Origin of the sequence: uncultured Thalassolituus sp. (assembly GCF_950066645.1) — a bacterium.
Lineage (GTDB): Bacteria > Pseudomonadota > Gammaproteobacteria > Pseudomonadales > Oceanobacteraceae > Thalassolituus.
This window is the reverse complement of record NZ_CATMFB010000003.1, coordinates 51,005-70,565: the sequence shown is the minus strand read 5'-3', so window position 1 is coordinate 70,565 and position 19,561 is coordinate 51,005. Positions and strand designations below refer to the sequence as shown.

Below are 19,561 nucleotides of genomic sequence, written 5' to 3'. Positions count from 1 at the left end.
CATGGATATCTCTCTACTTCTTGATGAACTGAACGAGGGTCAGCGCAATGCGGTGGCGGCCTCGTCGAAACACCAGCTTGTACTTGCCGGCGCTGGTTCCGGCAAGACCCGAGTGCTGGTGCACCGTATTGCCTGGCTTCTGAAGGTCGAGAATGTATCGCCTTTTTCTGTGATGGCAGTGACCTTTACAAACAAAGCGGCGAAGGAGATGCGCACCCGTCTTGAGCAGGTGCTGGAATCGCCATCGAACGGCCTCTGGGTGGGGACCTTTCATGGACTGGCGCACCGTCTGCTGAAACAGCACTGGCGTGAAGCTAAGCTGCCTCAGTATTTCCAGGTGCTCGACAGTGATGATCAGTTACGGGTGATCAAGCGCCTGATGAAAGATCACGGGGTTGATGACAGCCGTTTTCCGCCAAAGCAGATTCAGTGGTTTATCAACGGTCAGAAAGACGAAGGCCGTCGTGCGGCTCATGTCATTCCGTCGGCTGATCCGTTCAGCCGGCAGATGCACGAGATTTATCATATCTACGAAGAGCACTGTCAGAAAAACGGCCTGGTCGACTTTGGTGAGATTCTGCTGCGGGCGCATGAGCTGTGGCTGTATAACCCCGAGTTGCTGGCGCATTATCAGAGTCGCTTCCGCAATATTCTGGTCGACGAGTTTCAGGATACCAACAATATTCAGTACGCCTGGATCCGTGTTCTCGCTGGTGATCGTATTTCGGTCATGGTCGTGGGAGATGACGATCAGTCGATCTATGGCTGGCGTGGCGCAAATATCGGCAACATCCGCAGTTTCCAGGAAGATTTTGCCGGCGCCGAGCTGATTAAACTCGAGCAGAATTATCGCTCAACGGCCACCATTCTGGCGGCCGCGAATGCTGTGATCGCGAATAATCAGGGCCGCCTCGGTAAAGAACTTCGTACCGAAGGGGAAGAAGGCGAGCCGATTCAGCTCTACAGCGCCTTTAATGAGCAGGATGAAGCCCGTTATATCGCAGATCTGGTTGATACCTGGGCGCGCAATGGCCGTGCGCGCAGCGAAATGGCCATCCTCTATCGCTCTAATGCGCAGTCGCGGACTCTGGAAGAAGCCTTGTTGCGGGCAGCTATTCCGTACCGGATTTATGGTGGCCAGCGCTTCTATGAGCGTCTCGAAATCAAAAATGCACTGGCGTATCTGCGCCTGATCCTGAATCGCGATGATGATGGCGCGGTCGAGCGGGTGATCAATGTGCCTGCCCGTGCGATTGGTGAAAAAACGGTCGAGTCTCTGCGTGCGATTGCCCGCGACGAAGGCTGTTCGTTGTGGCAGGCAGGGCAGAAGGCCATTGCACACAGCAGTCTGCCTAAGCGCGCGTCTGGGGCAATTCAGGGCTTTATGGATCTGGTGGACGAGCTGTCAGTCGGAGCGACGGATCTGCCTCTGCATGAACTGGTCGATCAGATGTTGCAGACCACCGGGTTGATTGAATTTCATCAGAAAGAAAAAGGCGAAAAAGGTCAGGCGCGGGTAGAGAACCTTGAAGAGCTGGTGAACGCTGCGCGTCAGTTTGAGCCCGACTTTGCCGATGATGTGGATGAAGACATGCCGCCACTGGCGGTCTTCCTCGACAGTGCTGCGCTGGATGCCGGTGAAGGTCAGGCAGATGAATACGAAGACGCGGTGCAGTTAATGACACTGCACTCGGCGAAAGGCCTGGAGTTTCCACAGGTGGTACTCGCGGGGCTTGAAGAAGGCTTATTCCCGCACAAAATGTCGCTGGACGAAGCCGACGGCCTTGAGGAGGAGCGTCGCCTTGCTTATGTGGGTATTACCCGGGCGATGGAAAAACTGGTGATTACCTATGCCGAAAGCCGTCGTTTATATGGCAACGAGAATTTCAGCACTCCCTCGCGCTTTATCCGCGAAATACCGTCGCAGCTGGTCAGTGAAGTTCGTCTGAAGAACAGCATCAGCCGTCCGGTATCGGCGCGCTCTTCTGCCCCTGTGCGCCAACCGGATTTTGTGCAGGAGCAATACCCCTATGCGCTTGGGCAACGGGTCTTCCATGAAATGTTCGGAGAGGGTACGGTACTGCAGTTTGAGGGCCAGGGGCCGGGGTTGCGGGTTCAGGTCAACTTTGACGATGCCGGCAGCAAATGGCTGGTGGCCAGTTTTGCTAAATTAGATGCTCTCTGAGCACAGATAATAAGAGGAAAGGCAATGAAACGACTGATAGTGACTGCGCTGGCAGCGCTCGCGCTGGCAGGATGTAATAAGGAATGTGACACAGCGGCAGGCGGTCAGTCGGCAGCCGTACAGGAAACCTTCAAATGGAAACTGGTGACCTCGTGGCCGAAGAATTTCCCGGGGCTGGGGACCGCGCCGGAGCGATTTGCAGAGAAAGTAAACGAACTGTCCGCTGGGCGCCTCAAGATTCATGTGTACGGTGCGGGTGAGATGGTACCGGCCCTTCAGGTGTTTGATGCGGTCTCTCAGGGCACGGCAGAAATGGGCCACAGTGGCGCTTACTACTGGAAAGGAAAATCGGCTGCGGCACAGTTTTTTACTTCGGTCCCCTTTGGCCTGACGGCGCAGGAAATGAACGGCTGGATTCAGTACGGCGGTGGCCAGGAGCTGTGGGAAGAAGTTTACGCGCCGTTTAATCTGCTGCCGTTACCGGGTGGGAATACCGGCGTACAGATGGGTGGCTGGTTCAATAAAGAAATTAACAGTGTTGAGGATCTTAAGGGTCTGAAAATGCGGATTCCGGGTCTGGGCGGTGAAGTACTGGCTCGCGCCGGCGGAACGCCAGTGACACTGCCCGGTGGTGAGATTTTCACATCGCTGCAGACCGGAACCATTGATGCGACTGAGTGGGTTGGCCCGTATAACGATCTGGCCTTTGGTCTGTATAAAGCGGCCAGCATTTATTACTACCCGGGCTGGCATGAGCCGGGCTCTATGATGGAATTCATTATTAATAAAGATGCTTTTGCTAAGCTACCTGCCGATTTGCAGGCCATCGTGAAAGTCGCTGCCCAGGCAACTAACGAAGATATGCTGGCGGAATACACCACCCGTAACCAGAATGCCCTCGTTGAGCTGAAAACCAAGCACAATGTTGATGTGCGGGCCTTTCCTGCTGATGTGCTGAATACGCTGAAAACACTGTCTGATGACGTAGTAGCAGAGGTCGCTGCCGGTGACCCATTGTCTGGGAAAGTGTATGAGTCGTACAAGACCTACCGCGACCAGGTGAAGGCGTATCACGCAGTCAGTGAGCAGGCGTATATCAACGCAAGGAATTGATCGCGGATTTCCCTCTCAAATAAAAAAGCCCGGACATGACCCGGGCTTTTTTATGCCCGTCAGCGCATGAATTACTTCGGCACCTGCCTGATACGCCCCTGACCATCAATGGCGACATATACGAAGATGGCGTCGACGACCTTGCGGCGGATTTCTTCGCGGGGGTTACGTGTCCATACTTCGATTGCCATACGGATCGACGAGGTGCCAATTTCCAGGAGGTTGGTATAGATGCAGACTTCTGCGCCGATGCGTATTGGCGACATAAACACCACAGACTCAAGAGCAACGTTGGCGATGCGCCCCTGTGCCAGACGACTGGCGACAGACTCGGCCGCGTGATCCATTTGTGAGACTACCCAGCCGCCGCTGATGTCACCATGAATATTGCAGTCTGCGCGGGTGGGTATCAGCTTAAGGGTAAGCTCGCCCTCCGGGCATGGCTGGTTGTCTTCCTTCTTTTCCACGTTGCTCTGGCCCTGATCTTTTTTATTGTGCGCGAATTGTACCGCAATATGTGCCAGTGACCAGTCTTACCCGTAGATCTTGTCCGGTAACCAGGTGGCCAGCTCCGGGAACATGGCGAGCAGACCGAGCACGATAACCTGAATCACGATAAAGGGAATGGCACCCTTGTAGAGCATCGACGTCGACAGTTCAGGCGGTGCCACACCTCTCAGATAGAACAGGGAGAAGCCGAACGGAGGTGTCAGGAATGACGTCTGCAGATTGATGGCAATCATGATGCCAAGCCAGACGGGGTCTACGCCCATTGCCAGAAGTACGGGGGCCACAATCGGCACTACCACGAAGGTGATTTCGATAAAATCGAGAATAAAGCCGAGCAGGAAAATCACCAGCATGACGACTAGCATAGCCGCAAAGACGCCACCGGGCATGTTGCTGAACGCATCGTGAACCAGCTCTTCGCCACCGAAACCCCGGAATACCAAAGAGAACAATGCGGCCCCGATAAAGATCAGAAAAATCATACTGGTGACCTGGAGGGTGCTGTCCATGACTTCCCGCAGACGCTTCAGGTCGAACTGGCCATAAAGAATGGCCAGTACCAGTGCCCCCATGGCGCCGATGCCAGCCGCTTCGGTTGGGGTGGCTTTTCCGGTAAGAATCGAGCCGAGCACCGCAATAATCAACAACAGAGGTGGGAGCAGCCCTTTCAGTAACTCCAGCAGGAACCCCGGAGTCATGGGCTGTCTGTCGGCGACCGCAGGTGCTGCCGCCGGGCGGAATACAGCGACGCCGGCGGTATACAGAAGGTAGCCCACGACCAGCATCAGGCCTGGAATCAGTGCGCCTACAAACAGGTCGGCCACAGAGACGGTGTCTGGTGTGAAAATTCCCATTTTCAGCTGTGCCTGCTGATATGAGCTGGAGAGAACATCGCCAAGAATAATCAGCGCAGTAGAGGGCGGAATAATCTGCCCCAGTGTGCCTGTCGCGCAGATGGTGCCGCTCGCCAGTGATGGACTGTAACCATTGCGGAGCATGGTCGGCAGAGAGATCAGTCCCATAGTGACGACGGTTGCGCCGACGATTCCGGTGCTGGCCGCCAGTAACATGCCGACCAGAATAACGGAGAACCCAAGTCCGCCGCGCACCGGCCCGAACAGCAGGCCAAGGTTGCGCAACAGCTTTTCGGCGATGCGCGACTTCTCGAGCATCACGCCCATAAATACAAAGAGGGGAACAGCAATCAGAATCTGATTGCTGAGAATACCGAATATGCGGTTGGGCAGGGCACTGAGAAAGGCCCCGTCAAATGTCCCCGTCAGCAGGCCAATGCCCGCGAACAGCAGTGATGTGCCAGCGAGGGTGAAGGCGACAGGAAAGCCGCACATAAGTACCAGGCACACGACGATGAAGAGCAGCAGCGGCATGAATTCAGTCATGGGTATTCTCCGCCAGTGCGGTGTCCGCAGACACAAAGGTACGCAGCAGTTCGGCCAGTCCTTGCAGCAGAATGGTGACAGGCAGGGCCACGATCAGGGTTTTCAGCAGATAGACCAGAGGCAGACCAGAGGCTTCCTGAGAGCGCTCACGAATGGCCCAGGCGTTACCCACATAATCCCAACTGGCCCAGATCAGGAACAGACAGGTGGGTAAGACAAGCAGTAGAATGCCTGCGCGCTCAACCAGATGACGCCGCGCCGGCGTCCAGGTGCGGTAGAATACGTCGACCCGCACATGCCCCCCTTGTTGCCAGGTGTAGGCGGCCCCCAGCATAAACAGGGACGCATGGAGGTACATCACGGTTTCCTGGAGGGCGATGGACGGCATATCAAACAGATATCGCAGTGCGACAACCGCACAGGTCGAAAGTACCATCAGCAGAGCAAACCAGCGGACACACTGGCCGGTCAGGCGGGTAAAGCTGTCTATGAGTCGGATCAGGCGGGTCATGTCGGCATTCCGTGATTTGCGCGGCATTATAGCGGGGAGAGCTGCATGGGTCATCTGCCCGCCGTCTGAGGATCGGACAGTCACTAAACTGTCATCTTAAAGTAACAAATTCCAAGTTTGTCATATTTCTGTAATATAGCGCCCCAATAATGGCGACCATCCGAACAGAGTGATGTGGCTGATGCCCGGCCACCACAGAATAAGGACTGATAACCATGAAAAAAGCTCTTCTGACTGGTGCCGCTGTACTGGCATCACTGACTGGTATGAACGCTCACGCTGAACGCGACTACATCAGCATTGTGGGTTCTTCCACTGTTTACCCGTTCTCTACCGTTGTTGCAGAGCGTTTCGGTAAGTCGACTAACTTCCCGACTCCTAAAGTGGAATCGACTGGTTCCGGCGGTGGTATGAAGCTGTTCTGTCAGGGTGTTGGTGAAGCCACTCCTGATATCACCAACGCGTCACGCGCTATCAAGTCTTCTGAAATCGAACTGTGCGCTAAAAACGGCGTGACTGACATCGTTGAAGTGATGGTGGGTTATGACGGTATCGTTATGGCTGGCTCTAACGAAGCGCCTAAGTATGAACTGACCCGTAAAGATATCTTCCTGGCGCTGGCTAAGATGGTTCCTGCGAAAGACGGTTCTGCCACTCTGATCGAGAACCCATACAAAACCTGGAAAGACGTAAACCCAACACTGCCAGCGAAGAAAATTGAAGTTCTGGGTCCACCACCAACGTCTGGTACCCGTGACGCGTTCGTTGAACTGGCAATGGAAGGCGGTTGTAAGAAATTCCCGTTCATCGCTGAAATGAAAAACACTGACAAGAGCAAGTATAAAGCTCTGTGCCACGGCATCCGTGAAGATGGCGCTTACGTTGAAGCGGGCGAAAACGACAACCTGATCGTTCAGAAGCTGGTGGCTAACCCTGATGCCCTGGGTATCTTCGGTTACAGCTTCCTGGAGCAGAACGAAGATAAAGTTCACGGTTCGGTTGTTGAAGGTGAAGAGCCAACATTTGATGCGATTTCTGATGGTTCTTACCCAGTAAGCCGCTCACTGTTCTTCTACGTGAAGAAGGCTCACATCGGCGTGATTCCTGGGATCAAAGAGTACCTGGCTGAGTTCACTTCAGAGAAAGCGATGGGCGAAGATGGCTACCTCGCAGACAAGGGTATGATCCCGATGACTGAAGCTGAATATGAGAAAGTGGTTGATACTGTCACAAATCTGAAGACAATCGCAGCCAAGAAATAAAAAGAGCCTGTTTGGGTTCTCTTAAAAGGCCGGGGTGAATACCCCGGCCTTTGCCTGTTTTCAAACTACAGAAACTGACGACGACATGAACTACAGCACACTGTTGATCGCGATTCTTATAGCTCTTGGGGGTGCATACATCCTCGGGCGCAACAGAGCGCGTACGTTAGCCAGTCAGGGATCACGGATGCATTCCCTGCCCACTCACTACGGCACACTGATGGCACTCTGGACCACGTTGCCGCCGCTGCTGACGCTACTGCTCTGGGCCCTGATTGAGCCCCGGGTCATTGATGCGCTGATTGTCGCTCAGTTACCGGACGCGATCCGCGAAGCCGGTAGTGCTGAAATTAACCTCGCAGTGTCGAAGGTGCATAACCTGGCCCGGGACGGAGCTCTGATGGCTCAGGGCGAGTTGAGTGCTGCGGCTGCTCATCTGACCGCACTGGAGTCCCGCATCTCGCTGCTGAAGGGCGGTGTCATTCTGGCGCTGATCCTGCTGGGTGTGGCTCTTACCTGGCGTCGTATCGAAGCGGAAATGCGCGCCCGGACAGAAGTTGAGAAGATTGTCCGCGGCCTGCTGTTCACCAGCTCGGCCATTGCGGTTCTGACCACGCTGGGGATTCTCGCCAGTGTTCTGTTTGAAGCCATTCTGTTTTTCCAGAAAGTGTCTGTCTTTGAGTTTCTGTTTGGTACCAGCTGGTCGCCACAGGTGGCTCTGCGTGCGGATCAGTCGGGCTCATCCGGCAGTTTTGGTGCCGTTCCGCTGTTTGCCGGTACGCTGCTGATTTCTGCGATCGCCATGTTTATCGCTGTGCCTGTGGGGCTGATGGCTGCGATTTATCTTTCTGAGTATGCTTCGCCGCAGGTACGCAGCCTGGCGAAGCCCGCGCTGGAGATTCTGGCGGGTATCCCGACCGTTGTTTATGGCTTCTTTGCTGCTCTGACCGTAGCACCATTTATCCGTGGCGTTGGTGAGAGCATGGGGCTGGATGTGTCTTCTGAAAGTGCTCTGGCTGCCGGTCTGGTTATGGGCATCATGATCATTCCTTTCGTTTCTTCACTGTCTGATGACGTGATTAATGCCGTGCCGCAGTCTCTGCGCGACGGCAGCTATGGGCTCGGTGCTACCCGCAGCGAAACCGTACGCCAGGTGGTTATTCCGGCGGCTCTGCCCGGGATTGTCGGTGCGGTTATGCTGGCCGTCTCCCGTGCCATCGGCGAAACCATGATTGTGGCGATGGCAGCCGGTCTGGCCGCGAACCTGACGGCGAACCCTCTTGATAGCGTCACCACCGTCACCGTACAGATCGTGACCCTGCTGGTGGGTGACCAGGAATTCGATTCACCGAAGACACTGGCGGCATTCGCGCTGGGTCTGGTTCTGTTTGTTGTGACGCTGGCGCTGAACTTCGTCGCCCTTAAGATCGTACAGAAGTACCGGGAGCAATATGACTGATTCAACGATGACTACGCGCCAGAAAGTCGAAGCGAGCATGAAGCGCCGCCGTTCGGCGGAAACCCGTTTCCGCGTTTACGGTATGGCTTCGGTATTGTTCGGGGTGCTTTGTCTGGTGGTACTGTTTGGCAATATTTTTGGCAAAGGTACGTCGGCATTTACCCAGACGGTACTCACTACAGAACTGACGATTGATGCTGCTGAGCTGGGCGTCACCAGTGCGTCAACTGAGCAGGAATTACGTAACGCGGATTACGAAGGCCTGATCAAGGACCACTTTAAAGCCGCTTACGAGCCTAAGGGGCGCAAAGAGCGCCGTGATCTGTATAAACTGATCTCGGTGGGGGCGGCCTGGCAGTTGCAGGAGATGGTCATTGAGAACCCATCTCTGGTTGGCCAGACTCTGCAGGTGAACCTGATTATGGACGACGATGTTGACCAGTGGTTCAAGCATGAATATGGCAATGACAGCGGCAGTATCCGCCTGAGTGAAAAGCAGCTTGAATGGCTGAACAGCTGGGCGGAGTCGGGTGATCTGCATACCCGTTTCAACACGACCTTCTTTATGAATGGTGACTCGCGCGAGCCTGAGCTTGCCGGTATCCGTGGTGCGATCACCGGCACCTTCCTGACGCTGCTGGTGACCTTCCTGCTGTCGTTTCCGATTGGGGTCGCGGCCGCGATTTATCTTGAAGAGTTTGCTCCGAAGAATCGCCTGACCGAAATTGTAGAAATTAATATTAATAACCTGGCGGCAGTCCCTTCGATTACTTTCGGTCTGCTGGGCCTGGCGATCTTCATCAATATGTTTGGTGTTGCCCGCTCAACGCCGCTGGTCGGTGGTCTGGTGCTGACACTGATGACCCTGCCGACCATTATTATTTCCGGCCGGGCTGCTATTAAGGCGGTGCCGCCTTCCATCCGCGAAGCGGCGCTGGGTCTGGGTGCGTCTAAAATGCAGACGGTTTTCCATCACGTCCTTCCTCTTGCACTGCCAGGGATGCTGACAGGTACGATTATCGGGATGGCTCAGGCACTGGGGGAAACAGCCCCACTGCTGATGATCGGTATGATCGCGTTTGTTGTTGACGTACCTGGCTTTATTAATGACCCCTCAACTGTGCTGCCTGTTCAGATTTTCCTCTGGTCCGACAGCCCTGAGCGTGCATTCACGGAACGTACATCTGGCGCCATTATGGTACTGCTTGGCTTCCTGATTATTATGAACACCGCCGCCGTTATGCTGCGTCGCCGTCTTGAGCGTCGTTGGTAAGTGGCCGTAACGAACTGATTTATTGGATAGAACTATGGCAATCATTGAGAATCATAAAACGGTCGGCAACCCGCTCTGTGACAGCGCAAAACTCAGTGCGCGTGATGTCTGCGTGTATTATGGTGAGAAAAAAGCAATCCACGACGTCAGTCTGGATATTGGTAAAAATGAAGTTATTGCTCTGATTGGTCCTTCAGGCTGTGGTAAGTCGACGTTTCTGCGCTGTCTTAACCGCATGAACGACACGATTGATATCTGTAGCGTGACGGGCCAGATCCTGCTGGACGGCGATAACATTTACGATTCAAAAGTCGATGTTGTGCCTCTGCGTGCGACCGTGGGCATGGTATTCCAGAAGCCGAATCCATTTCCTAAGTCTATTTATGACAACATCGCTTACGGTCCACGTATTCATGGCCTGGCGTCATCCCGCGTAGATCTTGATGAAATTGTAGAAAAGAGTCTGCAGCGCGCCGGCCTGTGGAGCGAAGTAAAAGATCGTCTGCATTCTCCGGGTACGGGTCTGTCAGGTGGTCAGCAGCAACGTCTCTGTATTGCCCGTACGATTGCGGTCGATCCGGAAGTGATCCTGATGGATGAACCATGTTCTGCATTGGATCCGATTGCAACTGCTAAAATTGAAGAGCTGATCGACGAACTGCGTGATAATTACACCATCGCGATCGTTACTCACTCCATGCAGCAGGCCGCTCGTGTGTCACAACGCACAGCGTATTTCCACCTTGGCCAGCTGATCGAAGTGAATAGCACAGATAAAGTGTTTACTACGCCACAACACCAGCTGACTGAAGCCTACATCACCGGCCGCTTCGGATAAGGAGGCAACCATGGAAATGAATTTTAACCAGCATATCTCAGGTCAGTTTAACGCTGACCTCGAGGGCATCCGCAATCATATGATGAGCATGGGTGGACTGGTCGAGCGTCAGGTAGCTAATGCTATCGAGGCGATCTGCAACGGCGATACACGTCTTGCCGATGAAGTTATCCGTCGCGAAGATGATGTGGACAAAGCAGAAGTCACCATCGACAACGAATGTACTCAGATTCTGGTGCGTCGCCAGCCAGCAGCATCTGACCTGCGTATGGTTCTGGCCGTTTCCCGCGTCGTGCGTGACCTTGAGCGTATCGGTGACGAAGCGAGCAAAATTGCGATTCACACGCTGGAAGTGACTGACAGCAAAGCGCCGCAATATTGCCAGCAGGCGATCCGTTACATGGGTGAAGAGGTTGTAAAAATGATCTCGGGCGCCCTGGATGCTTTCGCCCGTCACGATGTGGATGGTGCGGTTGAGGTTGTTCGCACCGATAAATCGGTCGATAAGCAATACGCGTCGGCCTTGCGTGAACTGATCACCTATATGATGGAAGACCCGCGCTCTATCGGCCAGGCGATCAGCATCCTCTGGATTCTGCGTGCGATCGAACGTATTGGTGACCACGCACGTAATATTTCTGAGCAGGTAATTTATCTGGTGAGCGGTACTGACGTCCGTCATAGCTCACTGACTGAGATCGAAGAAACTACTCAGAAGTAATCCCCGACAGGAAGCGCCCTGATAGCAATCAGCGGCGCTTTCTGACGCTGTCTTTCCCCGTTTTCCTCACTTTCTGTGCTGATTATTTCGTACAGGTCACATTTCCCGACTAGGCTTATCGGCGACAAAGTTCGTGTGCGCACTCATGTGACACTTATATTTCATAAATGTGACGCGCTGTCATATTTCTGAAATATTACGGCAACATAATCGTCGCCATCCTGTAATAAACAACAGGCAAGAACTTAACCGGGTGGGTGGACCACCACGAATAATCACCTCAGATGGATGATAACAATGAAAAAGACTGCTCTCGCAATCGCACTGACTTCAGCAACCGCATTCGCTAACGCTCAGACCGTTGAAGTTAAACTGCCTACTTTCTACGGCAAAATGAACGTGACTCAGGAATTCGTTCAGCAGGAAAACGATGGCAGCTACAGCCGTCTGCAGTCCAACGCTTCCCGTCTGGGTCTGAAAGGCGATTTCGCACTGAACGACGAACTGACTGCGTTCTACCAGGCTGAGTACCAGATCGACGTTGATGGCGATTCTGATGACGCTTTCTCTATGCGTAACACTTTCCTGGGTGCTAAGGGCAGCTTCGGTAAAGTACAGGCTGGCTTCTTCGATACCGCACTGAAAGCGGCACAGGGCAAAGTGGATCAGTTCAATGATCTGCCAGGCGACATCAAAAATATCGTAACAAACAGCGAAAACCGCGAAGCAAACGCTGTTCGCTACAGCACCCCAAGCCTGTCAGGCCTGGTGTTGACGGTTGATCACATCAACGCTGAAGAAGAAGGCGCTCACAACGGTCTTTCTCTGTCTGCTGTCTATAGCCGTGATGCTATCTATGCTGCCGTTGCACACGACAGCGAAGTAGAAGGCGAAGGCGTTTCTGTGACCCGCGTTGTTGGTCAGGTGTCTCTCGCGGATCTGACTCTGGGCGCACTGTGGGAAACTCAGGATGATAACGGTGAGTCTGCCGACGGATTCATGGTGTCTGCAGCACTGAAAGCAACCAGCAAGGTTGCACTGAAGGCTCAGCTGGCCTCTTCTGATATCAAGGCAGAAGGTAGTGAGCAGATGTCACTCGGCGCTGATTACAAGCTGGCTAAGAACGCCAAGACGTTTGTATTCGCCACGATGGGTGAAAACGATGCAGACGATTCAGGCGTTCAGGTATACGGCGCTGGTGTTGAGTACAAGTTCTGATCACAGATCAGGCTGAAGAGAAAAGCGCCCGATGGGCGCTTTTTTTATACCTGGCGAACGCGGAAAGACGGAATCACGAATGAGAAAGTACTGCCTTCGCCTTCGGTAGAATCAATCTGTAGTGTGGCGTCATGATGCTCAAGGGCGTGTTTTACAATCGACAAGCCCAGACCTGAGCCTCCGATTTCGGATTCGCGACTTTCGTCGACGCGATAAAAGCGTTCAGTCAGACGGTTGATATGCTCTGGTGGGATGCCCGGGCCATGGTCTCTGACCGATATTTTCAGCCCCTTGAGTGAGTGCTCCAGCGAAATCATGACATCGCCATCGTCACCGTATTTAAGCGCATTGGTAATCAGGTTGGTCAGAACCGAGCGCATTTCCTGCGGGAAACCTTCAATTTCTGCTTTTACTTTTCCGTTGATACGCAGATGGCTGTCTTCGCGATAGCTCTGCAGCTGGTCGACAATTTCATGGCAGAGGGTATTTATGCTGAACCATTCGCCACTGCGTTCTGAACTCGCGCTTTCGAGTTTAGAAAGCTCAATCAGATCGTTAACAATCCCTGTCATCCGACGGCTCTGGCTTTCCATCTGTTCGAGTGCGCGAGCCATCGGAGCCGGTGTATCCATTCCCGTGAACATTTCCAGGTAGCCGTTAATCACGGTGAGTGGCGTACGGAGTTCGTGAGAGACGTCGGCAATAAAGTTCTGCCGCATGGTTTCGACGCGCTTCTTCTCAGTGACATCCCGGATCAGCATGACCTTCTGTTCAAGTCCGAACTCCGTGATCTGCAACTGCAGGCTGAGCATCCGGATATCAAACTGCAGTGGTTCTGAATAATCGGCTTTATCGAAATAGCGCACAAACTGCGGCGCGCGGATCAGGTTCTTAATGTGCTGGCCGGCATCGTCTTTACGCAGCCTGAGCATTCTGACGGCGGCTCCGTTAAAGGTGGTGATATGACCGTTCTGATCAAGGATGATGACGCCGTCCTGCAGCGATTCGATCCCCTGGCTGTAGCGTTGCAGTTGAGTCGCCTGTTTCAACAGGCGATTTTTAAGATTCTTTTCGCGCAGCACCAGGCGGTCAGCACTGTAACCGACCAGGCCGTTGTCCTGGGGAGCTTCACCCTGGCGGTGTGCCCAGCGATACAGTGTCGTGGCAATACGGACACTGATGATCTGAGAGACGATAAGCCCTCCCAGTAAGCCAAAGAGGGGCTCTCCGACCGACAGACCGGCGGCTAACCCCAGTGCACAGATAACAATGATGCGGAAAACTTCCCGCTGAAAAGCACCCTGACGCAACGACTACACCTCTGATTTAAAGTCGGGTGAAAAACGATAACCGGCTCCGCGCACGGTTTGTATCATACGTTCGTGGTCATCGACGGAAATGGCTTTACGAAGGCGACGGATATGCACGTCTACCGTCCGGTCGTCGATGTACACGTTCCCGCCCCAGACTCTGTCCAGCAACTGACTGCGGGAATACACGCGATTTGGATGACGGAGGAAGAACTCAAGTAAGCGGAACTCTGTCGGGCCCATAGTCACTGGCTGATCATTAATGCGGCAGACCAGATTTGTTGGGTCAAACTGCAATCCTGAGGCCTCAAGTGGCTTCTCTGTATCGCTGCCGCCACTGCGGCGGAGCACCGCCTTTACGCGGGCGGTCAGCTCACGGGGGGAGAACGGCTTGACGACATAGTCGTCTGCACCGGCATCCAGGCCCCGGATTTTGTCATCTTCTTCCGCTTTCGCCGTCAGCAGAATCACTGGGATATCCGACGTCCGCTCGTCTCTTTTCAGACGAGTGGTCACTTCGAGTCCTGACAGCATGGGCATCATCCAGTCCAGAATGACGAGATCGGGACGATCGTTGATCGTCATCTGTAAGGCAATCTGGCCGTTGGCAGCACGTCGGGTCTGAAATCCGGACATTTCCAGGCTGGTACAGATCAGCTCACTGATGGCTGGCTCATCGTCTGCGACCAGAATGAATCCACCGCTCATCGCAGGGTCCTCAGTTTAATGGCTTCGTGAAGGCGGTATTGTGACATTTTTATGAAAGCGGGTATCCCCCTGATTTATAGGAGAATATTCGAAAAAGTAGTTGACGACACCGAGGGGCATCAGTACTATCTGTGCCCACTTAGCCGGTATAGCTCAGTCGGTAGAGCAACTGACTTGTAATCAGTAGGTCCCGAGTTCGACTCTTGGTGCCGGCACCATACAAAAAAGCCCGCATTTATGCGGGCTTTTTCTTTTTCCGGGTCAGAAAAACAGCCTGACCTCCACCTGATATCCTTCATTGTCATGGGTCTGCAGACGACTGACTGCATATCGCCACTCGCCTTTTTCTGGCGCGCCCATATAAACATCCAGTGCTGTGCTGATCAGACGTGTCGCCTGAGGGGATTCACCGTTGTGGCTTTGCCAGTCGTTGTAGAGGTCCCACTGACTGGAATAAGCCTGATACTGTTCTTCGTTGGGTGTCTGTTCGGGGTCGTAGGCGTAGGTGAAACTGAAAGGTGACATCAGAGCGAAGCATGCTGCGCATGGGCGCAGCCATTTCTGACGACGCAGTACCCGCTTGAGTATGGATTCATCGATGGCTCCCAGAGCCACCAGTGCTTCACCCAGGCGACAGTGATGCTCCTGCTGGTAGCGCAGCGCCGCCTGCAGTTGCGACGGAGTGATGGACTCGTTGTTCAGTAACAGCTGGCCGAGGCGGTGTTGGACTGGCGGATTCATGATGGAACTCTCTGTACCTTTCTCTGAACAATAGAATGGCACGCTGGTTACAAAGAACCACAGGAGTCTGGTTACCTATTGCAACCTGATTGTAACTGTCTGGGGGAATGAGGAGTGATTTGCAGGGCCCCAAAATAAATCGGGCGGTCAGGACATCCTGTCCTGACCGCCACAGCACCCTATGCCTTCCTGGCAAACTTCATCCGTGAGCGAGATCCTCTCTGGTCTTCCGTGTGGCCTCCTGGCCGACTTGTCCTGACTATCCGTGATCTTCCTTTGGCATCCAGCCCGGCTTCCAGCCGATCCTACATCCTGTCACCGACTCCGTCGGTGTCTGTGCTCCTTGCGCTAGTAAAGATAGCAAAACTGGCCTGCTCTCACAGAACCCGGTGAGAAAAACTGGCGCATCCGATCTCATGGGTCGCAAAAAATCTTATTTAAAATCAATGAGATAGGGGTTTTCTGTAGCCCGCTTGGATAATAACCCGTACTTCAATTACTCATATATCGCACTCCTTTGTGAGATATATCTCACAAAGGAGTGGGTTAATTACTCACAGCTTGGAAACGGAAGGTAAACAGGGCGTTACACGAATGGAACAGTAGCCCCTTTAACCGGCGGTAATTTCATTATAGAGGCGTGAAAACCCCTGAGGATCGACAAGCTCGCCGTCTTCCCGCAGTGCCGGATAGGCAAGGTTGTGTTGACGGCATAACTTGCTGATCTGCGGCTGGCACCACTCAAACAGCAGACGCTCGTACCACTCGGCAGGGAGTCGCGCAGACTGGTACATTCCGGCTTTCTCCCGCTGATAGCAGGCTTCGTTGAGGATAATGGCTGCAGCAACCGATACATTGAACGACTGCACCATGCCGTACATCGGGATGATCAGATGTTCATCCGCTAACTCAGAAGCTTCGTCGCTGACGCCTTCTTTCTCTGTGCCCATTAGCAGGGCAGTGGGCTGAGTGAAGTCATAACTGCGATAATCAATCGCCCGGTCAGTGAGGTGTGCTGCCACCACTTTCATCCCCTGGGACTGAAGCTCACGGATGCCTCCGGTGATTTCACTGTGCGTCTGAACTTCGATCCATTCTGCGGAGCCAGCGGTAGAAGCCGTGCGGAGGCGGTACTTATCTTTCGGCCAGATGCAGTGAATTTTGGGGATGCCTACGGCATCGCAGGTACGCGCGATGGCGGAAAGATTATGAGGCTTGTACACCTCGTCCGTGATCACGGTAAGATCTGGCTGTCGTTTATCCAGTGTTTCCCGGATTCGGTCGTAACGCTCTGGCGTCATGCGGCAGACACCTCCTGGGTGAATATCAAGGGGGCGGGATTGTATAAAAAATATGCGGAGGAATCATGCGCGGTAATCCACTCATCGGAATGCAATATGTCTGGCGGGGGTTTCAGAACCTCAGAACACCGGGGCTGAGGAAGTATGTTGCCCTGCCATTGCTGTTGAATATTCTGATCATGGGCTCAGCGACGGTATTGGGTGTTCGTCAGATCGACGAATGGATGGGGGCACTGTCAGATCTGCTGCCTTCGTGGCTCAGTTTTCTTTACTGGATTCTGATGCCGCTGGCGGTGGTCGCACTGGTTCTGGCACTGGTGTATTTCTTCAGTGCGGTACTGATGATTATTGCGGGTCCATTAAACGGGCTTCTGGCGGAGAAGGTCGAGACGATGCAGGGCGGCACTCTGCCGGATGAGTCACTTGCCAGTATGGCTGTCAGGACGCTGGGCCGTGAAATGGTGAAGGTCGCCTACTACCTGCCCCGCTATCTGGGCATTTTTATTCTCGGGTTTATCCCGTTGTTGCAACTGGCGGCGGCCCCGTTGTGGATCTGGTTTGGTGGCTGGATGATGGCAGTGCAGTACGCGGATTATTCGTTTGATAACCACACCCGCCCGTTTGCTGACGTCCGCTCTGCGATGAGTGCAGACCTGTTCACTGTGATGGGGTTTGGCCTTCTGGTGGCTCTGTTACTGACGATCCCGGTGGTTAATCTGTTTGTGATGCCCGCGGCTGTGATCGGTGCCACACTCATGCGTATTGAACGTATGCCTTTTGAGGGTGAAGAGGGGAAACTTGTCTATGCTGAATCAGAAGAGACGATTCACAGGCTTTCCCACGATGAAACTCAGGATTCTGGTCGTTGATGATGCGGCTTTCGTACGCGACCTGGTAAAAAAAGCGGTCCGGGATACCTATCCCGGCTGCGAACTTCACGAAGCGATTGATGGCCGCAAGGCGATCACTCTGCTCAATCAGCGCGAAATCAACCTTGTGCTCTGTGACTGGGAGATGCCGGAAGTCTCGGGCATTGAGGTTCTGCAGTGGATGCGTGCAGATGAGCGCTATAAGAAAACCCCGTTTATGATGATCACCAGCCGGGGCGATCGGGATCACGTGATGAAGGCCGTCGAGGCGGGGGTGTCTGATTATATTGGTAAGCCCTTCACCCGTGAGAACTTCGTGGCGAAAATGGCGAAAGTGGTGGCGAAGCATCACGGTGTAAAGCCCGGTCAGGGCGCTCCCGGGCCGTCTGCACATGCCAATCAGTCTGCTGATGTACTGACCGCCCGGCCGGCGTCACCTCCTCAGGCCGATCTGGGGGGAGCTTCTGTACTCGTCGCGGGCCAGGCTGCAGGCAACGAGACACCAGAAAAAAGTACCCCAGAACCAGCCCGCGGCAAAGCAAAGCCGAAAGCAAAAGGCGTCGCCAGTATCCGCTTCGGTTCAGGTGGCACGGCGAAAGTAGTGCTCAAGGATATTAATCTTCAGGAACTCATCGGCGTATTCCGTCGCGAAGGGGCACTGCCTGCGTTACTTGAGCCGGTTGTTCTGGATATTGTTGATCAGGACTCAGGCGATGTCGCCCGTATCAACGGCTATGTGCGCATGATGCAGGCTCAGGAACCACATCCCGATGCGGAAACAATCCAGATTCTGATCCGCTATGTGGATGATGATCAGGACAAGCTGGATGTGCTTTCGCGCTTTATTGCGAAAGTCCGCTGAGAGGCAGGATCGGGTGAGAAGCTCGCGATAAAGCAGCTGCCCTGGCCGGGGGTGCTGGTAATGTCCAGCTGACCATTGTGGCGCAGCAGTACGTGTTTCACGATGGCCAGCCCGAGACCGGTGCCGCCGGTTGCTTTGCTGCGGCTGGGGTCCGCGCGATAAAAGCGTTCTGTCAGACGCGGGATATGATGCTCATCGATGCCGATTCCCTGATCGCTGACACTCATGTGTATCCCCTGATCGTCTTCATACCAGCGGATGTCAATCCGGCCACCATCGGGTGAGTATTTCACCGCGTTTACGATCAGATTAGTGAAGGCGCTGCGTAGCTCTGTTTCGAATCCTGTTAGGTCGTGGTCGCATTCAATACTGAGCCGGATCTGGTGTCGTCCCTCGGACAGGGCCAGGGCCTCTTCGGTGATCTGTTCAAGCAGAGTCACTACATCGACCGTCGATGCTTTGTCGGCAGTTCGTGTTTCCAGCCGTGACAGTGCCAGAAGGTCGCGCACCAGCGCATCCATACGCGCTGCCTGTTCTTCCATCTGACGCAGAATCCTCAGATTCCGCTCGGGCAGTTCGCCGCAGAGCTGATCGAAGGTTTCAAGGTAGCCTCTGATCACGGTCAGCGGTGTACGGAGTTCGTGACTGACATTGGCAATAAAGTCTTTCCGCATCTGCTCCAGCCGGTGCAGCCGGCTGATGTCGTGGATGACCAGAAGACGGTCATTGCGTCCGAACAGGGTGATATTAAATTCCAGATGCAGGTCGTGCCGTACTGGTGACGACATGGTAAACGGGGTTTCGTAATCACAGGCCTCAAAATAGCGCGCAAACTCAGGGGCACGGATCAGGTTGGTGATCGGCTGATTGACGTCCACAGGTGAGCGCAGCCCGAGAAACTTTTCTGCGGCCAGGTTCCACCATTCAAGGCTGCCATGCCTGTCGACCATGATCACGGCATCCTGAAGAACGGAGGTGGAATCCTGAATCCGGTCTGTGATGGCCATCAAGCGGCGCTGATAACTCTGACGTCGACGACGCTGACGCAGAACCAGGCGGTTGATACTGTCCCAGAGATTGTAGCGGGAGTCGTGTCCTTCAGGATCTTCGCGGCAGAGGTCGCGGTGTAGTCTGCGAGCCAGCCAGAGCTGGCGGGTGAGTAGTCCCAGTGCAATGACTGCCATAGGCAGGAACGGCCACGGGCTCCACCACAGGCCGCTGACACCCGCCGCCAGAAGCAGCAGGAACAGTGTGCGTTCCCGTTGCCAGGGACGGATCAT

At 54.1% G+C, this 19,561-nt stretch carries 18 protein-coding genes and 1 tRNA gene; 11 read left to right on the top strand and 8 right to left on the bottom strand.

What is annotated here, in order from left to right:
- Position 1: 1 nt before the first annotated feature.
- Both uvrD and Q1L85_RS03830 read left to right on the top strand, forming a co-directional pair.
- Complete coding sequence (gene uvrD, locus Q1L85_RS03835; protein ID WP_300432314.1) at positions 2-2,185, top strand: DNA helicase II; 2,184 nt, start codon at positions 2-4, stop codon at positions 2,183-2,185.
- Between the two features lie 24 nt (positions 2,186-2,209).
- Positions 2,210-3,298: a TRAP transporter substrate-binding protein gene (locus Q1L85_RS03830; protein ID WP_300432312.1), complete on the top strand. Its 1,089-nt coding sequence runs from the start codon at positions 2,210-2,212 to the stop codon at positions 3,296-3,298.
- Positions 3,299-3,369: 71 nt separating this feature from the next.
- Here the strand turns inward: Q1L85_RS03830 and Q1L85_RS03825 are convergent, their stop codons facing one another.
- The 3 genes from Q1L85_RS03825 to Q1L85_RS03815 all read right to left on the bottom strand — a co-directional run bounded on the left by Q1L85_RS03825 (position 3,370) and on the right by Q1L85_RS03815 (position 5,719).
- Positions 3,370-3,765, bottom strand: a complete 396-nt coding sequence (locus tag Q1L85_RS03825; protein ID WP_300428644.1) for an acyl-CoA thioesterase — start codon at positions 3,763-3,765, stop codon at positions 3,370-3,372.
- 66 nt (positions 3,766-3,831) lie between these two features.
- A complete protein-coding gene (locus tag Q1L85_RS03820; protein WP_300428642.1) occupies positions 3,832-5,208 on the bottom strand; it encodes a TRAP transporter large permease subunit in 1,377 nt (458 codons plus the stop codon).
- Positions 5,201-5,719: a TRAP transporter small permease subunit gene (locus Q1L85_RS03815; RefSeq protein WP_300428641.1), complete on the bottom strand. Its 519-nt coding sequence runs from the start codon at positions 5,717-5,719 to the stop codon at positions 5,201-5,203. Before Q1L85_RS03815 ends, Q1L85_RS03820 begins: the two co-directional genes overlap by 8 nt.
- A 215-nt stretch (positions 5,720-5,934) precedes the next feature.
- Between Q1L85_RS03815 and Q1L85_RS03810 the strand changes: the two genes are divergently transcribed.
- The 6 genes from Q1L85_RS03810 (at position 5,935) to Q1L85_RS03785 (ending at position 12,490) form a co-directional block, all read left to right on the top strand.
- Positions 5,935-6,981: a PstS family phosphate ABC transporter substrate-binding protein gene (locus Q1L85_RS03810; RefSeq protein ID WP_300432309.1), complete on the top strand. Its 1,047-nt coding sequence runs from the start codon at positions 5,935-5,937 to the stop codon at positions 6,979-6,981.
- Between the two features lie 85 nt (positions 6,982-7,066).
- Positions 7,067-8,440: a phosphate ABC transporter permease subunit PstC gene (pstC, locus tag Q1L85_RS03805; protein ID WP_300427693.1), complete on the top strand. Its 1,374-nt coding sequence runs from the start codon at positions 7,067-7,069 to the stop codon at positions 8,438-8,440.
- Complete coding sequence (pstA, locus tag Q1L85_RS03800; protein WP_300427692.1) at positions 8,433-9,713, top strand: phosphate ABC transporter permease PstA; 1,281 nt, start codon at positions 8,433-8,435, stop codon at positions 9,711-9,713. Before pstC ends, pstA begins: the two co-directional genes overlap by 8 nt.
- Positions 9,714-9,747: 34 nt before the next feature.
- Positions 9,748-10,551 (top strand): phosphate ABC transporter ATP-binding protein PstB, encoded by an 804-nt coding sequence (pstB, locus tag Q1L85_RS03795; RefSeq protein WP_300427691.1) that lies wholly within the window; start codon positions 9,748-9,750, stop codon positions 10,549-10,551.
- Positions 10,552-10,561: 10 nt separating this feature from the next.
- Positions 10,562-11,272 (top strand): phosphate signaling complex protein PhoU, encoded by a 711-nt coding sequence (gene phoU, locus Q1L85_RS03790; protein ID WP_300427690.1) that lies wholly within the window; start codon positions 10,562-10,564, stop codon positions 11,270-11,272.
- 297 nt (positions 11,273-11,569) lie between these two features.
- Complete coding sequence (locus Q1L85_RS03785) at positions 11,570-12,490, top strand: porin (protein WP_300427688.1); 921 nt, start codon at positions 11,570-11,572, stop codon at positions 12,488-12,490.
- A gap of 44 nt (positions 12,491-12,534) precedes the next feature.
- Here Q1L85_RS03785 and phoR (Q1L85_RS03780) read toward each other — a convergent pair whose 3' ends face one another.
- Positions 12,535-13,800: a phosphate regulon sensor histidine kinase PhoR gene (gene phoR, locus Q1L85_RS03780; protein WP_300427687.1), complete on the bottom strand. Its 1,266-nt coding sequence runs from the start codon at positions 13,798-13,800 to the stop codon at positions 12,535-12,537.
- Between the two features lie 3 nt (positions 13,801-13,803).
- Positions 13,804-14,508, bottom strand: a complete 705-nt coding sequence (phoB, locus tag Q1L85_RS03775; protein WP_300427686.1) for a phosphate regulon transcriptional regulator PhoB — start codon at positions 14,506-14,508, stop codon at positions 13,804-13,806.
- 142 nt (positions 14,509-14,650) lie between these two features.
- Here phoB and Q1L85_RS03770 point away from each other — a divergent pair.
- A tRNA-Thr gene (locus Q1L85_RS03770) sits at positions 14,651-14,726 on the top strand.
- A 43-nt stretch (positions 14,727-14,769) separates the two neighbouring features.
- On the opposite strand, the gene Q1L85_RS03765 is transcribed toward Q1L85_RS03770, so the two are convergent.
- Entirely contained in the window at positions 14,770-15,249 is a 480-nt protein-coding gene (locus Q1L85_RS03765; protein WP_300427684.1) for a hypothetical protein, read from the bottom strand.
- Positions 15,250-15,860: 611 nt separating this feature from the next.
- Positions 15,861-16,550, bottom strand: a complete 690-nt coding sequence (gene trmH / locus Q1L85_RS03760; protein ID WP_300427683.1) for a tRNA (guanosine(18)-2'-O)-methyltransferase TrmH — start codon at positions 16,548-16,550, stop codon at positions 15,861-15,863.
- Positions 16,551-16,615: 65 nt separating this feature from the next.
- Here trmH and cysZ point away from each other — a divergent pair, with 65 nt between their 5' ends.
- Together cysZ and Q1L85_RS03750 are read left to right on the top strand one after the other, a co-directional pair.
- Positions 16,616-17,419: a sulfate transporter CysZ gene (gene cysZ, locus Q1L85_RS03755; protein ID WP_300427682.1), complete on the top strand. Its 804-nt coding sequence runs from the start codon at positions 16,616-16,618 to the stop codon at positions 17,417-17,419.
- Complete coding sequence (locus Q1L85_RS03750) at positions 17,394-18,281, top strand: response regulator (RefSeq protein WP_300427680.1); 888 nt, start codon at positions 17,394-17,396, stop codon at positions 18,279-18,281. The genes cysZ and Q1L85_RS03750 overlap by 26 nt, the downstream gene beginning before the upstream one ends.
- Here the strand turns inward: Q1L85_RS03750 and phoR (Q1L85_RS03745) are convergent.
- On the bottom strand, positions 18,233-19,561 hold the full coding sequence (gene phoR / locus Q1L85_RS03745; protein ID WP_300427678.1) for a phosphate regulon sensor histidine kinase PhoR: 1,329 nt from the start codon (positions 19,559-19,561) through the stop codon (positions 18,233-18,235). The two genes, Q1L85_RS03750 and phoR (Q1L85_RS03745), sit on opposite strands and share 49 nt — an antisense overlap.

Coding starts and splice junctions, on each gene's coding strand:
- uvrD (WP_300432314.1), top strand. CDS start 2: ATGGATATCTCTCTACTTCTTGATGAACTGAACGAGGGTCAGCGCAAT.
- Q1L85_RS03830 (WP_300432312.1), top strand. CDS start 2,210: ATGAAACGACTGATAGTGACTGCGCTGGCAGCGCTCGCGCTGGCAGGA.
- Q1L85_RS03820 (WP_300428642.1), bottom strand. CDS start 5,208: ATGACTGAATTCATGCCGCTGCTGCTCTTCATCGTCGTGTGCCTGGTA.
- Q1L85_RS03815 (WP_300428641.1), bottom strand. CDS start 5,719: ATGACCCGCCTGATCCGACTCATAGACAGCTTTACCCGCCTGACCGGC.
- Q1L85_RS03810 (WP_300432309.1), top strand. CDS start 5,935: ATGAAAAAAGCTCTTCTGACTGGTGCCGCTGTACTGGCATCACTGACT.
- pstC (WP_300427693.1), top strand. CDS start 7,067: ATGAACTACAGCACACTGTTGATCGCGATTCTTATAGCTCTTGGGGGT.
- pstA (WP_300427692.1), top strand. CDS start 8,433: ATGACTGATTCAACGATGACTACGCGCCAGAAAGTCGAAGCGAGCATG.
- pstB (WP_300427691.1), top strand. CDS start 9,748: ATGGCAATCATTGAGAATCATAAAACGGTCGGCAACCCGCTCTGTGAC.
- phoU (WP_300427690.1), top strand. CDS start 10,562: ATGGAAATGAATTTTAACCAGCATATCTCAGGTCAGTTTAACGCTGAC.
- Q1L85_RS03785 (WP_300427688.1), top strand. CDS start 11,570: ATGAAAAAGACTGCTCTCGCAATCGCACTGACTTCAGCAACCGCATTC.
- phoB (WP_300427686.1), bottom strand. CDS start 14,508: ATGAGCGGTGGATTCATTCTGGTCGCAGACGATGAGCCAGCCATCAGT.
- Q1L85_RS03765 (WP_300427684.1), bottom strand. CDS start 15,249: ATGAATCCGCCAGTCCAACACCGCCTCGGCCAGCTGTTACTGAACAAC.
- trmH (WP_300427683.1), bottom strand. CDS start 16,550: ATGACGCCAGAGCGTTACGACCGAATCCGGGAAACACTGGATAAACGA.
- cysZ (WP_300427682.1), top strand. CDS start 16,616: ATGCGCGGTAATCCACTCATCGGAATGCAATATGTCTGGCGGGGGTTT.
- Q1L85_RS03750 (WP_300427680.1), top strand. CDS start 17,394: ATGAAACTCAGGATTCTGGTCGTTGATGATGCGGCTTTCGTACGCGAC.
- phoR (WP_300427678.1), bottom strand. CDS start 19,561: ATGATCCGTCCCTGGCAACGGGAACGCACACTGTTCCTGCTGCTTCTG.